Annotated in this window: 15 protein-coding genes and 1 other annotated feature; all 15 genes read right to left on the bottom strand. The window is 49.0% G+C overall.

Annotated elements, in window-relative coordinates; all coding sequences use genetic code 11:
- Positions 1–126: elongation factor Tu (gene tuf, locus GX364_07040; protein ID NLI70600.1), on the bottom strand; the 126-nt coding region annotated here is incomplete at its 3' end.
- A 23-nt stretch (positions 127–149) separates the two neighbouring features.
- The gene (gene fusA / locus GX364_07035; GenBank protein ID NLI70599.1) at positions 150–2,228 is read right to left on the bottom strand and encodes an elongation factor G; all 2,079 of its coding nucleotides are present in this window, start codon (positions 2,226–2,228) and stop codon (positions 150–152) included.
- Positions 2,229–2,279: 51 nt separating this feature from the next.
- Positions 2,280–2,750, bottom strand: coding sequence for a 30S ribosomal protein S7 (gene rpsG / locus GX364_07030; GenBank protein NLI70598.1), 471 nt, complete (start codon positions 2,748–2,750; stop codon positions 2,280–2,282).
- A 33-nt stretch (positions 2,751–2,783) separates the two neighbouring features.
- The gene (locus tag GX364_07025; GenBank protein ID NLI70597.1) at positions 2,784–3,158 is read right to left on the bottom strand and encodes a 30S ribosomal protein S12; all 375 of its coding nucleotides are present in this window, start codon (positions 3,156–3,158) and stop codon (positions 2,784–2,786) included.
- Between the two features lie 25 nt (positions 3,159–3,183).
- The gene (locus tag GX364_07020) at positions 3,184–3,435 is read right to left on the bottom strand and encodes a 50S ribosomal protein L7Ae-like protein (GenBank protein NLI70596.1); all 252 of its coding nucleotides are present in this window, start codon (positions 3,433–3,435) and stop codon (positions 3,184–3,186) included.
- Between the two features lie 70 nt (positions 3,436–3,505).
- Positions 3,506–7,183: a DNA-directed RNA polymerase subunit beta' gene (gene rpoC, locus GX364_07015; GenBank protein NLI70595.1), complete on the bottom strand. Its 3,678-nt coding sequence runs from the start codon at positions 7,181–7,183 to the stop codon at positions 3,506–3,508.
- Positions 7,184–7,284: 101 nt separating this feature from the next.
- Entirely contained in the window at positions 7,285–10,971 is a 3,687-nt protein-coding gene (gene rpoB / locus GX364_07010) for a DNA-directed RNA polymerase subunit beta (protein ID NLI70594.1), read from the bottom strand.
- Positions 10,972–11,259: 288 nt separating this feature from the next.
- Positions 11,260–11,637 (bottom strand): 50S ribosomal protein L7/L12, encoded by a 378-nt coding sequence (rplL, locus tag GX364_07005; protein NLI70593.1) that lies wholly within the window; start codon positions 11,635–11,637, stop codon positions 11,260–11,262.
- A gap of 28 nt (positions 11,638–11,665) precedes the next feature.
- Positions 11,666–12,190, bottom strand: coding sequence for a 50S ribosomal protein L10 (locus GX364_07000; protein NLI70592.1), 525 nt, complete (start codon positions 12,188–12,190; stop codon positions 11,666–11,668).
- Positions 12,191–12,198: 8 nt separating this feature from the next.
- Positions 12,199–12,341: a sequence feature (ribosomal protein L10 leader region), on the bottom strand.
- A 22-nt stretch (positions 12,342–12,363) separates the two neighbouring features.
- On the bottom strand, positions 12,364–13,056 hold the full coding sequence (rplA, locus tag GX364_06995) for a 50S ribosomal protein L1 (protein ID NLI70591.1): 693 nt from the start codon (positions 13,054–13,056) through the stop codon (positions 12,364–12,366).
- A 71-nt stretch (positions 13,057–13,127) separates the two neighbouring features.
- On the bottom strand, positions 13,128–13,550 hold the full coding sequence (gene rplK / locus GX364_06990; GenBank protein NLI70590.1) for a 50S ribosomal protein L11: 423 nt from the start codon (positions 13,548–13,550) through the stop codon (positions 13,128–13,130).
- A 27-nt stretch (positions 13,551–13,577) separates the two neighbouring features.
- On the bottom strand, positions 13,578–14,156 hold the full coding sequence (nusG, locus tag GX364_06985) for a transcription termination/antitermination protein NusG (protein ID NLI70589.1): 579 nt from the start codon (positions 14,154–14,156) through the stop codon (positions 13,578–13,580).
- A gap of 58 nt (positions 14,157–14,214) precedes the next feature.
- Positions 14,215–14,409: a preprotein translocase subunit SecE gene (gene secE, locus GX364_06980; protein ID NLI70588.1), complete on the bottom strand. Its 195-nt coding sequence runs from the start codon at positions 14,407–14,409 to the stop codon at positions 14,215–14,217.
- A gap of 16 nt (positions 14,410–14,425) precedes the next feature.
- Positions 14,426–14,575 carry a 50S ribosomal protein L33 gene (gene rpmG, locus GX364_06975; GenBank protein NLI70587.1) on the bottom strand — a complete coding sequence of 50 codons (150 nt, stop codon included), beginning with the start codon at positions 14,573–14,575 and terminating at the stop codon, positions 14,426–14,428.
- Between the two features lie 157 nt (positions 14,576–14,732).
- The coding region (gene tuf, locus GX364_06970) for an elongation factor Tu (GenBank protein NLI70586.1) at positions 14,733–14,856 on the bottom strand (124 nt) is incomplete at its 5' end.

Genomic DNA, 14,856 nt, shown 5'->3' with positions numbered 1-14,856 from the left:
TGCATAACCCGCACTCGATAAACAATACGTGACCGCCGCAGTCAAAGTGGTCTTGCCATGGTCAACATGACCGATCGTTCCTACATTGACATGGGGTTTCGTCCTCTCAAATTTCTGTTTGGCCATTTAAGTCATTCCTCCCTCAAATTTTAATAAGCCATACTATGGGTTACAATTTTGTGATAAATATTTTTGGGTACTTCCTCGTAATGAGAAAAACGCATGCTATGCACGCCCCGTCCCTGTGTACGTGAACGAAGTTCCGTTGCATAACCGAACATCTCGCTCAAAGGAACATTGGCCTTGATCAACTGTGCTCCCTTGATCAGCTGGGTTCCGGAAATACGGCCACGCCTCGCCGTAAGATCCCCGATCACTTCCCCCATGTACTGCTCGGGTGCAGTGATTTCCAGGCTCATTATCGGCTCCAGCAAGACAGGGTTGGCCTTCGAAACCACTTTTTTAACGGCCTGGGAAGCTGCGATCTTGAAGGCTACTTCTGAAGAATCCACCTCATGAAAAGAACCATCGATCAGATTTACCTTGACACCGATCATGGGATAACCGGCAATAAGCCCGTTCGCAAGCGTTTCCTCGATGCCTTTTTCAATAGCAGGGATATATTCCTTGGGAACGGTTCCCCCGGTGATCGATTCTTCAAACACGAAGTCTTCATCAGTTGTGTCCAGGGGTTCAATTTCCAGAACGACATGGCCGTACTGGCCCCGCCCCCCGGTCTGCCGCACAAATTTCCCTTCCCCCCGGGCGGTTCCCCTGATCGTCTCCCGGTAAGCAACCTGGGGACGGCCTACATTGACTTGCAAATCGAATTCCCGCCGCAAGCGTTCCACAATAACTTCAAGATGGAGTTCTCCCATACCGGAAATTATCATCTGCCCCGTTTCCTTATCCTGCATGGTCCGGAAAGTAGGGTCTTCCTCGGAAAGACAGAGAAGCGAGTAAGCCATTTTGTCCTGATCCATCTTTGTCTTGGGTTCGATGGCCACGGAAATTACCGACTGGGGAAAACGTATATTTTCCAGAATGATCGGATGATGCGGATCACAGAGGGTATCACCCGTGGAAACATTTTTCAACCCCACAACGGCCACGATATCCCCGGTTGCCATCTCGCTGGCATCCTCCCTGTGATTGGCATGCATCTTCAAAATCCGGCCGATTCTTTCTTTTCGATCCTTGGTGGAATTGTAGATTCTGTCACCACTTTTTAGCACCCCGGAGTAAACACGCAAGAAGGCCAACTTGCCCACAAACGGGTCGGTCATTATCTTGAATGCCAGGGAAGAAAAAGGAGCTTCATCCGTCGGCTGGCGACTTGTTTCTTCCTTGGTCATGTGATTGATGCCCTTGACAGCCGGCACATCTTCCGGCGAGGGTAGATAAAAAACAGCTGCATCCAGAAGGAGCTGAACCCCCTTGTTACGATACGAAGAACCGCAGAGTACCGGAACTATTTCGTTTTTGATCGTTGCCCTTCTCAAAGCTTGCCGGATGTCTTCCACGGTTATATCCTTTCCCTCGAGATAAAGTTCCATGAAAATGTCGTCATGCTCTGCAATGGTTTCAATCATTTTTTCGCGATGCCTGAGCACGCCGGGCCTGTACGCCTCTGGGATCTCGATCCTTTCACTCTGCATACCCAGCTCATCGATGTAAGATGTAGCCTTCAGACGAATAATATCTATTATTCCTTTAAAATCGTCCTGTTCCATGATCGGCACCTGGATCGGTACCGCTCTGGCATCGAGTTTTTTCTCGATCATCCTGACCGTGTTGAAAAAATCTGCACCGATTATATCCATCTTGTTGAGGTAAGCAATGCGCGGAACTTCATAACAGTCGGCCTGCCGCCAGACCGTTTCTGATTGGGGCTCCACACCGCTTTTGGCATCAAAAACAGCAATCATGCCATCGAGCACCCGTAATGACCGCTCCACTTCCATGGTAAAGTCCACATGCCCGGGCGTATCAATAATGTTGATCTGGCAATCGCGCCAATGACAGGTGGTGGCAGCAGAAGTGATGGTTATACCACGCTCCTGTTCCTGCGACATCCAATCCATTGTAGCCGTTCCTTCATGAACTTCACCGAGGCGGTGAACTCTACCCGTGTAAAACAATATTCTTTCGGTAGTGGTAGTTTTTCCGGCATCGATGTGAGCAACGATACCTATGTTCCTGATTCTTGCCAACGGAATATCTCTCATTTTTTTCCCCCCCTTCATTCATTTATTTTGAACAACACATTGTTTCCGAAATTACCAGCGATAATGAGCGAAAGCCTTGTTGGCATCGGCCATCTTGTGCGTATCTTCTTTTTTCTTGAACGAATTGCTGGTACTATTGGCCGCATCCATGATTTCTCCGGCCAGCCTTTCCGACATCGTCTTCTCTCCACGGGCGCGGGCATAATTGATGATCCAGCGGATTGCAAGTATGCTCTTGCGATGGGGGCTAACCTCAACCGGCACCTGGTAAGTGGCTCCCCCTACACGCCGTGATTTTACTTCAAGCACCGGGGAAACATTTCTGACCGCACTTTCAAATATGGCCAGTGCATCCTTGCCCGTCCTCTCCTTGATAATATCAAGGGCGTTGTACATGATGTTCTGGGCTTTTCCTCTTTTACCGTCGTACATCAATTTGTTGATAAACCTTGCAACAAGTTTACTGTTGTATACAGGGTCAGCCACAATTTCCCTTTTGGGAACAGCGCCCTTTCTCGGCATAATCCAACACACCTCCTTCAAAGATGGTCCGTCTCAATTCCTGGGTTTTTTTGTACCATATTTGGAACGAGCCTGGGCCCTGTTCTCCACGCCGGCCGAATCCAGGGCTCCCCTGACCAGATGATACCTGACACCCGGAAGATCCTTCACTCTTCCTCCACGCACAAGAACCACGGAGTGTTCTTGCAAATTATGCCCTATACCGGGTATATAGGTAGCAACCTCCATCCCGTTAGTAAGACGAACGCGGGCAATTTTTCTCAACGCCGAGTTCGGCTTCTTGGGTGTCGTCGTGGAGACCCGGGTACATACCCCCCGCTTCTGCGGACACCCCTGCAATGCGGGAGTAGAAGATTGGTAGGTTATTTTTTTTCTACCCTTTCTGACCAGTTGATTCAGAGTTGGCAATACTTTCCCCCCCTCCTCCTGATTACTAAACAATCGCCACGGCGGCAGCTCCAACCTTTATTTCGGATGCCCTGCCAAGCTCGGCCATGCTCCCGGCATACCTCCAGGATATCCCTTTCTCCTCGCAGAGTTTGATCAGCGGAGCAATGACTTTATCTTCCGCGTCATCGGCAATAAATACCGCCCTGGCCTCGCCTTTCTCGATAGATTTCAGGGTCTGTTTGGCCCCAACCACTTTTTTTTCTGCAGCTTTCAGGTCCTCGATGTCATGATTCATCCACCGCCCCCCCTTTCACCGCATGAAATGGGCACTCGATCATTGTAACACCTACTTGTTGCCCTGTCAATCAATTTTCCCCGGGCGTTGCCGGAATGACAGCCTCTTTTTTTTCCGATTCGGAAACGGACCCGGTTTCTTCCGACAGGGACACCTCCTCATCTTTTTCCTCGAGGTTCTCCACGGGGGAAACATTGATGTTGCGATAGCGCGACATGCCGGTACCGGCAGGAACAAGTTTGCCGATAATTACATTTTCCTTCAGCCCCAGCAAGGGATCGATCCGCCCCTTGATTGACGCATCGGTCAACACCCTGGTCGTTTCCTGGAAAGAAGCCGCTGACAGGAACGAGTCAGTAGCCAGTGATGCCTTGGTAATCCCCAGTAGCAATGGACGTGCCAACGCCGGTTTCCCACCGGCTGCAATGACCTCATCATTGACCTCTTCAAAAACAAAACTGTCAACAATCCCCCCCGGAAGGAGGTCAGTATCTCCGGGATCTTCCACCTTGACTTTCTTGAGCATCTGCCGGACGATAACTTCGATATGTTTATCATTGATATCCACTCCCTGCATATGATAAACATTCTGTACCTCCTGCAACATGTAAATCTGCACCCCGCGCACACCCTTGACCTTCAGCAATTCATGGGGGTTGATTGAACCTTTGGTAAGTTCATCACCGGCATTTATGATCTGTCCCTCTTCTACCTTGAGACGGGAACCATAGGGTATCTTGTACTTCCTGACTTCACCATGTTCAGCGGTTATTTTGAGTTCTTTTTCGTAACGGGTCTCGAATATCTCCAGTACCCCCGAAATCTCGCTGATCACCGATTGCCCCTTGGGTTTGCGAGCTTCAAAAAGTTCCTCCACCCGCGGCAACCCTTGCGTAATGTCATCTCCAGCCACGCCTCCGGTATGGAACGTGCGCATGGTAAGCTGTGTACCGGGCTCCCCGATTGATTGCGCCGCGATGATGCCCACCGCTTCACCAACATCCACTACCTTGCCCGTGGCCAGGTTCCGGCCATAACACTTTACACATACCCCATGCTTGGTTTTGCAGGACAGCACCGATCTGAATCTTACCTCGTTGATACCCAGGGTTTTCAACTCTGCCGCCATTTCTTCGTCGATCATCGTGTCAGCCGGTATCAGTACTTCCCCGGTCTCGGGATGGTAAATGTCCTCCAACGAGAATCTGCCAACAATCCTGTCTATGGCCCCGTGTGGTTCATTGCCGGTCTCCACATACTCGGCCAGCGAGACCCCGTTTGTGGTGCCGCAATCGTATTCCCTGATAATAACATCCTGGGACACATCGACCAGGCGGCGGGTGAGATAACCCGAATCGGCAGTCTTGAGGGCCGTGTCGGCAAGACCTTTCCTGGCTCCGTGCGTGGAAATAAAATATTCCAACACGGTAAGGCCTTCACGGAAGTTGGCCTTGATGGGCAAGTCGATAATCCGCCCGGTGGGATCCGCCATCAGGCCGCGCATTCCCGCAAGCTGTGTTATCTGGGATTCATTGCCCCTGGCCCCGGAATCGGCCATCATGTATATGGGGTTGAATACGTCGAGGCCCTCCATGAGTGTTCTCGTAAGGTCATCCTTGGCCTTGCTCCAGATGTCAATAACACGGTCATACCGTTCCTTCTCGGTTATGAGGCCGCGGTGATATTTTTTATCTATCTCGTCAACTTTTTCCTCGGCTTTCCCCAGTATCTTCTTCTTTTCCTGGGGAACGATAATTCCCTCGATAGAAACGGTGATCCCTGCTTTGGTAGCGTAACCGAACCCCAATTTTTTGATATCATCAAGAATTTTTGACGTTTTGGTGTTCCCGTATTTTCGATAACACCACAACACGACCTCGCCCAGAAAATCCTTCTTGACGGGATCGTTGACACCCACTTTTTGCAGTATCTTTCCGGTGTCCAGGTTCTTGTAGGCAATCAGATTATCTTCCGGAAGAATATTTTCCGGGTCAGAGCTGTTGATATAGGGAAAACTGCCGGGGAAAATTTCATTGAAAATCAATTTGCCCACCGTGGTCAGAAGAAGACCTTGCCTTCCTTCAAATTCATCTTTTTTGATCCCGTCCATCCTTACAAATATCCTCGCTTGCAGATCCACGTATTTTTGTTCAAAAGCCATGAAAGCTTCATCTGCGCCGGCAAAGATACTGCCCTCACCTCTGGCACCTTCTTTTTCCAGGGTGAGGTAATAACATCCCAGTACTATATCCTGGGTCGGTGCAGCAACAGGGTTTCCATCCTTGGGATTGAGAATGTTCTGGGCAGATAACATCAATAACCTTGCCTCGGCCTGAGCCTCCGCCGAGAGAGGAACATGAACGGCCATCTGATCACCGTCAAAGTCAGCATTGTAAGCAACACAGACCAGGGGATGTATCTGTATGGCTTTTCCTTCAACCAGAACGGGTTCAAAGGCCTGGATTCCCAGACGGTGCAGTGTCGGAGCCCGATTCAACAACACCGGGTGTTCCTTGATCACTTCTTCGAGCACATCCCAGACTTCGGGACGGATCTTCTCCACACTTCTTTTTGCACTTTTGATATTGTGGGCCATTCCATCATTGACCAGCTTTTTCATGACGAATGGTTTGAAAAGTTCCAGGGCCATTTCTTTTGGCAAGCCGCATTGATAGAATTTCAGTTCGGGCCCCACCACGATCACCGAACGTCCCGAATAATCCACCCGCTTGCCGAGCAGGTTCTGGCGGAAACGGCCCTGTTTTCCTTTCAACATGTCACTGAGGGATTTCAACGGACGGTTGCCCGGGCCTGTCACCGGCCGACCCCGGCGACCGTTGTCTATCAAGGCATCAACCGCTTCCTGCAACATGCGTTTTTCGTTCCTGACAATGATATCCGGCGCCCCAAGATCCAGGAGGCGCTTCAGCCTGTTGTTGCGGTTGATAACCCGGCGGTAGAGATCGTTGAGATCGGAGGTGGCAAAACGCCCGCCATCCAGCTGTACCATCGGTCTGAGATCGGGAGGAATAACGGGAATTACCTCCAGGATCATCCATGCAGGATTGTTGCCTGATTTACGGAATGATTCCACCACTTCCAGACGCCGGACAGTTCTGATCTTCTTCTGCCCTGTAAAATTTTTCAGATCTTCGCGGAGTTCTGTCACCAGTTCATCGAGATCGATTTCTTCCAGAAGCTTTTTGATGGCTTCGGCACCCATCTCCGCTTTGAATCCCTTGCCCGCATCGAAAACAGCCTCGTATTTTTCCCTGTATTCCCAGTATTCAGCTTCCGTCAAAAGTTGTTTTTTGGTCAGATACGTTTCACCGGGATCGATAACGATATAAGATGCAAAATACAGTACCCGCTCCAGGAATCGAGGGGATATATCCAGCAGCAAGCCCAACCTGCTGGGTATACCCTTGAAATACCAGATGTGGGATACCGGGGCCGCCAATTCAATATGCCCCATTCTTTCGCGCCGCACCTTGGCTCGCGTTACCTCCACACCGCAACGGTCACATACCACTCCCCGGTATCTATTTCTTTTGTATCTGCCGCAATGGCACTCCCAGTCCTTGACAGGCCCAAAAATCTTTTCACAAAAGAGACCTTCTTTTTCCGGCTTGAGGGTTCTATAGTTGATAGTTTCAGGTTTTTTAACTTCTCCCCGGGACCAGGCCCTGATCTGTTCCGAAGAGGCCAGCCCGATCTTCAAGGTGTCAAAATTGTTGATATCTATCAATTATAACACTCCTTTGAAATAAATTTGTTAAAGTCTCAACCGCCACCGGGAATGCAAGGCTACCTCCCTGCCTCCTCTGTTGAATGCCAGGAAATTCGCGGTCATTTTTCATTCTTTTTTTTGACGACATCAACCAATGTAGATGGGGATTCATCAGCTATTTCCACATCTTCCCCCGCTTTCACGGCCTCCATCTCTGGCTCTACTTCTTCCAATTTTTCTGCCTCTCCGGCGCCGATTGTTTCATCATCTTTTTCCCCATCCGGAATCTCATCCTCATCGTCGGATTCCTTTCCTTCGATGTTTATCTCCAGATCCACTACCTCGTCCTCACTGTCTTCCTTGATCTCCACTTCCTCCTCCTCACTGAGAACCTTGACATCCAGACACAAACTTTGCAATTCTTTGACCAGGACCTTGAATGATTCCGGAACACCGGGTTCGGGTATATTGTCACCTTTGACAATCGCCTCGTAAGTCTTCACCCTGCCAACGATGTCGTCCGATTTGATGGTCAAAATTTCCTGCAGTGTATACGCCGCACCATAGGCTTCCAGCGCCCAGACTTCCATCTCGCCGAACCTCTGCCCTCCAAATTGGGCTTTGCCTCCCAGCGGTTGTTGAGTAACCAGTGAATAGGGCCCGGTCGAACGGGCATGGATCTTGTCATCCACGAGATGGGCAAGCTTCAACATGTAGATATAACCTACTGTAACCCGTTCATTGAACTTTTCACCGGTCCTTCCATCATAAAGGACCGTCTTTCCATCCCGGGGCAACCTGGCCTCCTCCAGGGCGGCAAAGGCATCTTCTTCGTTGGCACCGTCGAATACGGGTGAAGATATATGCAAACCGAGGGCCTTGGCCGCCATCCCCAGGTGTGCCTCAAGTACCTGTCCAATATTCATCCTTGAGGGAACGCCCAGGGGATTGAGAACGATATCTACCGGCGTACCATCGGGAAGAAAAGGCATATCTTCCTCCGGCAAAATGCGGGCGATAACCCCCTTGTTCCCGTGACGCCCGGCCATCTTGTCCCCCACCGAAATCTTGCGTTTCTGCGCCACATACACACGGACAAGGCGGTTGACCCCGGGAGATAGTTCGTCATGGTCTTCACGGTCAAAGACTTTTACATCGACCACGATCCCGGATTCGCCATGGGGAACCTTCAGCGATGTGTCCCTCACTTCACGGGATTTTTCACCAAAAATGGCCCTCAGCAACCTCTCTTCCGCGGTGAGTTCGGTCTCACCCTTGGGTGTTACTTTTCCCACAAGAATATCCCCGGCTCTAACTTCGGCACCGATATAGATAACCCCCCGGTCATCCAGATTGCTGAGTGCCTCATCCCCCACATTGGGAATATCGCGGGTAATTTCCTCGGGCCCAAGTTTTGTATCACGCGCTTCTATCTCGTGTTCTTCGATGTGTATGGAAGTAAAAACATCATCTTTTACCAACCGCTCGTTGAGTAGTATAGCATCCTCAAAATTGTATCCTTCCCAGGGCAGAAAAGCTACCAGAACATTGCGCCCCAGTGCCAGTTCTCCCATATCCGTGCAGGGGCCATCGGCGATGACCTCACCGGCGACAACCCTCTGACCTTTGGTCACGATAGGCCGTTGGTTCATGCAGGTCCCCTGGTTTGACCTTCTGAATTTGTACAATGTGTAGATGTCATGTCCGTGCAACAGACCATTCACGGTACGTTCTGTAGGCAGTTTTTCACCGGTACGCCCGTTGATGATCCGGTTGGAACCATGGGGATCCTCATCCCGTTTGATCACGATTTCGTCGGCCGTCAAATTCACAACTTCACCGCTGCCCCCGGCGATGGCCATCACCCAACTGTCGAAAGCAACTTTATCTTCCATACCCGTTCCAACCAGCGGAGCTTCCGTCCTCAGCAAGGGCACTGCCTGGCGTTGCATGTTTGCACCCATCAGTGCACGGTTGGCATCATCATTTTCCAGGAAAGGAATCAATGCGGTGGCAACACTGACCAGCTGCTTCGGAGAAACGTCCATGTAATCGATCTCTTCTGGCAGTTTGACCACAGCCTCATGCTGGTAACGACAGATAATACGGTCGCTCAAAAAATATCCATCCCGGTCAAGTTCCGCATTTGCCTGGGCCACAACATAATTATCTTCATCGTCGGCGGTAAGATATTCTATCTCGTTGGTTACCCTTTTTTTCTTTTTATCCACCTTCCGGTTGGGGGTCTCGATAAAACCGTGTTCATTGATGCGGGCATAGGTACTCAATGAACCGATCAACCCGATGTTGGGCCCTTCCGGCGTTTCGATGGGGCACATCCTGCCATAGTGAGAATGGTGGACGTCCCTGACTTCAAAACCTGCTCTTTCCCGGCTTAAACCACCCGGTCCCAGGGCACTCAACCGCCGTTTATGTGTAAGTTCCGCCAGCGGGTTGGTCTGGTCCATGAATTGCGACAACTGGCTACTCCCGAAAAATTCCTTGATAGAAGCAATTATGGGGCGGATGTTGATCAACGCTTGGGGAGTAATAGCCTCCACGTCCTGAATGGTCATCCGTTCCTTGATGACCCTTTCCATCCTTGAAAGCCCTATACGAAACTGGTTTTGCAACAACTCCCCTACCCCCCTGAGACGCCGATTGCCAAGATGGTCGATATCATCCTCCACGCCGATTCCATCCATGAGATTGAGCAGGTAATTCACCGTGGCCACGATATCTTCTTTAAGGAGATGCTTTACACCCTTGTTGTCTCCGTCTTTGCTTCTGTTATTTCTTACCAGATGAACCTGATCTTTCTCCATTACCAGCGCCCGGTCGATACCCAACGATTCAATTTTCTTGTACAACTTCTCGTCTATCTTCCCATCCTTCCTGGCAATTATTTTACCGGTCGAAGGATGTACCAGATCTTCGGCAAGGATACGATTCAAGACCCTCCGTTTGAGAGAAAGTTTTTTATCAACCTTGTACCGTCCCACATCAGCGAAATCATATCGTTTGGAATCAAAGAAGAGGGAATCGAGCAGGTTTCGAGCCGTATCCACATTCAGAGGTTCACCGGGTCTTAACCTTTTGTAGATTTCCAACAATCCGGATTCATGAGAATCGGTATGATCTTTCTCCAGGGTATTCAGAATGCGCGGATCGTGGTTCAACAAATCCAGTATTTCCTGACTGCTTCCAAAACCGATGGCTTTCAACAGGACGGTAACCGGTATCTTCCGTGTGCGATCGATACGCACATAGATAATGTCATCTTTTACATCGGTTTCAAATTCAAGCCACGTTCCACGATTCGGTATGATGGTGGCCTGGAATACATCCTTCCCGCTCGGATCAAGTACGCGTTTGAAATACACTCCCGGGGACCGCACCAGCTGGCTGACGATAACCCGTTCCGCCCCGTTGATAACAAAAGTACCGTTCTCGGTCATTTTGGGGATATCCCCCATGAATACTTCCTGTTCCTTTACTTCCCCGGTTTCCTTGTTGATAAGGCGAACCTGTACTCTCAAAGGAACCGAATAGGTAGCATCTTTTTCTTTACATTGCTCCACCGTGTATTTGGGTTCCCCCAGCTTGTAATCCACGATCTCCAGAACAAGGTTTCCAATAAAATCCTTGATGGGTGAAATATCATTGAACGTTTCACGAAGGCCTTTTTCTAAAAACCAGGAATAAGATATTTGCTGCACTTCAACAAGATTCGGTAGTTCCAGTACCTCCTCGATCCCCGCATAGCTACGCCTCATTCTTTTTCCGGCTTTTACTTCCTTGTGCATCAAAAAAGTCCCCCTTGCGTAATATAATTAATGAGGTAAAATATATTATTGAAAGCAAAATCGAAAACTGCAAACAGAACAAAAACAGCCCAAAAGAAATAAAGGGATATTATAATATTATTCCTAATGGGCATACTGCTTATTCATTGAAGAAAGATCGACTCGATTATATTTATCCGCATTCACATATTTTATCACAGTCTTTTTTTTATGTCAAATAAAAAAAACGGCCATCAAAAGCCGTTTTTTTTCTGCTATTACCATATTTCTTTGCACAACAATGTTTTTTTATTTGATCTCTACCTTGCCGCCCGCCTCTTCTATTTTGGCCTTGATCGCTTCGGCTTCTTCCTTGCCTACCTTCTCCTTTACCGGCTTGGGAGCTTCGTCGACAAGGGCCTTTGACTCTTTGAGACCCAGTCCTGTAAGTTCCCGTACCGCCTTGATAACCTGGATCTTCTTCTCCCCGGCTTCGACCAGCACAACATCAAAATCGGTCTGTTCCTTCTGTTCTTCCGTTTCAACGGAGGCCGCCGCCGGTGCCGCGGCAACCATGGCAGCTGATGCAGACACACCGAATTCCTCTTCCAACGTCTTCACCAGTTCAGCCAGCTCCAGAACGGTCAAACCCTTCACTTTTTCAACTATTTCTGCTACCTTCGTCATCTTTTAACCTCCTGATTTAAAATCATTTTTATGAAATTTCTTTCTGCTGCCGGATACTTTCAAGTGTAAACACCAGTTTGCTGATGTTACCCTGAAGAACTGTAACCAGGCCAAGTATTGGTGCCTGAAAAGCACCGCAAACCATTGCCAGAAGCACTTCACCGGAAGGTATTGCCCCCAGGGCTTCCACTTCCTTTACATCCAGAACCCGGCCATCGAGCAGGCCCACTTTGATGGACAGGTGATCCAGTTCCTTGACCCACTTCAGCATTATCTTGGTTGTTTCCACGGGATCGATATCACTGAAAGCCATGGCCACCGGCCCCTCGAAATAGGACTCGAGTGCTTCCAAACCTGCCTCCCGGGCGGCGATTATACTCAACTTGTTCTTGACCACCTTGTATTTGAAACCTGTATCACGTATGTCCCGGCGCATACGGGTAATATCGGTAACGTTCAACCCGCGGTAATCGGTCAAGAGAATCAGGTTCGCATTTTTCATATCCTGGGCAATCTCTTTTACCTTTGCTTCCTTCTGTTTCCTGGTAATCATTTCACACCTCCTTGAAACAAAAATACTTCCGTAGACCTGCACAGAAGTATCGATTGAAATCGAATTATCCTCGGCAGGCAACCCATCAACCGGAACGGTGAGTTTTTAAGCAGTACACACCTGCTGTCTACGGTAATTATTATGTTGTAATCGGCCCGGCTGTTTATCGGGCCTCACCCCGCAGGTTGCGGTGCCACCTTTACCCCCGCACCCATGGTGGAGCTTACGGTCACTGTCTTGATATATTGCCCCCTCACCGCAGCGGGCCTGGCCTGAACGATAGAATCAAATACAGTGCTGAAGTTTTCTTCCAGTTTTTCCAGATCAAAAGATATTTTGCCAATGGGAACATGAATATTTCCGGACTTGTCCACCCTGTATTCTATCTTTCCCGCCTTGATCTCGGATATCGCTTTTTTGAGATCGAATGTCACTGTACCGCTTTTGGGGTTGGGCATCAGCCCGCGTGGCCCCAGGTTTTTTCCCAGTTTTCCCACCGTACCCATCATATCCGGGGTAGCAACAGCAACATCGAAATCAAACCACCCGCCCTGAATTTTGGCCGCCAATTCATCGGAACCCACAAAATCAGCACCGGCTTCCTCGGCTTCCTTCACTTTTTCCCCTTTGGCAAAAACAAGAACCCTCACTTCTTTTCCGGTTCCATGGGGCAGAACCACCGCCCCCCTGACCTGTTGCTCCGCATGCTTGGGGTTGACATTCAAACGCATGGCCAGCTCCACTGTTTCGTCAAATTTGGCCGAGGCGATCTCCTTGACAAGTTTCAACGCTTCTTTGGGCTCATACAGGTGTTCGCGATCCACCCTCTCCCGCTGAGATTGGCGCTTTTTGGCAATCTTGACCATATCAACATATACTCCCTTCGTGGTAAACGAACAACGATATGTTCTCCCACCGTTTTAATATGATGAGCATACTATTTTACAATGATACCCATACTGCGAGCCGTACCTTCCACTATCCTGATTGCACCCTCCAGGTCTACGGCATTCAGATCTTCCTTTTTCAATTCCGCAATTTCCTTGACCTTTTCTCGCGATACGGTGGCTACTTTTTCCAGATTGGGTTCGGCAGACCCCTTATCCACCCCCGCCGCTTTTTTTAGCAAAACGGCTGCCGGCGGGGTCTTCGTGATAAAGGCAAATGAACGATCTTCATAAACCGTAATTTCCACCGGGATTATCAGCCCCGACTGCTGTTCGGTGCGTTCATTGAACTCCTTGCAGAAAGCCATTATGTTAACCGCGTGCTGCCCCAATGCCGGCCCCACCGGGGGTGCCGGCGTAGCTTTTCCGGCCGGGATCTGCAGTTTGATAATGCCAATTATTTTCTTTGCCAAGATCTTGCCCTCCAGTATAAAATCTGTCTAAAATTTTTCCACCTGATAGAAATCCAACTCCACCGGGGTTTCTCGCCCAAACATCGTTACCAGAACCTTGAGTTTTCCTTTTTCTGAATTTATCTCCTCAACAGTGCCCTCAAAATTTTTGAAGGGCCCGTCGATAACCCTGACCGCTTCCTTGAGGTCGATGCCGATCTTTGGCCTGGCTTCCGCCAACCCCATCTGTTTCATGATGTGGTTGATTTCTTCTTTGCTGAGCGGAATCGGCTTGGACCCGGGGCCCACGAATCCGGTTACCCCGGGGGTGTTGCGTACCACATACCACGAATCATCGTTCATGATCATTTCCACAAAAACATACCCGGGGAATACTTTCTTCATTACCGTCTTCCTCTGTCCGCCTTTTCCGGTTATTTCCTTCATTTCGGGAACAAATATCCGGAAAATACTTTCTTCGGCTTCCATGGAACCTACCCGTTTTTCGAGGTTGGTCTTTACCCGGTTTTCATAACCGGCGTAGGTATGTATAACATACCATTTTTTGTTTTCATCATCGCTTACCGACATATCTATTTTTTCATTTAGATTTTCGCTATCGGTCATCTCTTCGGGGACAAATCGGCCGACCCTGCCCCCTACCCTCCTCTTTGAATGAAAAACATCAGCGCAAGATAAATCGTTTAAGTAGTGTGGTCAAACCATAATCTATTCCCCAGAAAAAAACCCCTATGGCCAGAATGGTAGTGATCACAACGGTAAAATAAACAGCAATTTCACGCTGTGTGGGCCAATGAACTTTTTTTAGCTCTATTCTCACTTCACCAAAAAATTTGGCTATCCTTTTTAACAGATTCATCCGATTGTTTCCCCTGCTATTTTGTTTCCTTGTGTGTGGTGTGTTTCTTGCATACCGGGCAGTATTTTCGGCGTTCCAGCCGATCGGGATCATTTTTTTTATTTTTCCTGGTATGATAATTTCGCATCTTGCATTCATCACAAGCAAGTGTTATCGTTACTCTCATTGTCCAATATTCCTCCGCGCGTCTTCTACCATGATTATGCAACAACTTTCAATTTACCATAATGATTGAGCTTTTGTCAATAAATCGGTACAAATAATTATGCACATGTACAAATAAAAAAGGGGCGGGAATTACCCGCCTCCTTTTTCCCGTCAAACTAACTCGTCACGGCGGTTACCACTCCCGCACCGACGGTACGGCCGCCTTCACGGATAGCGAAACGGAGGCCTCCCTCGATGGCAATGGGCGTGATAAGTTCTATGTCCATGTTCACGTTATCA

Source organism: Bacillota bacterium (assembly GCA_012518215.1).
GTDB lineage: Bacteria > Bacillota > Dethiobacteria > DTU022 > PWGO01 > JAAYSV01.
Note: the sequence above shows the minus strand (reverse complement) of the source record. Positions and strands in the feature narration are given on the sequence as shown.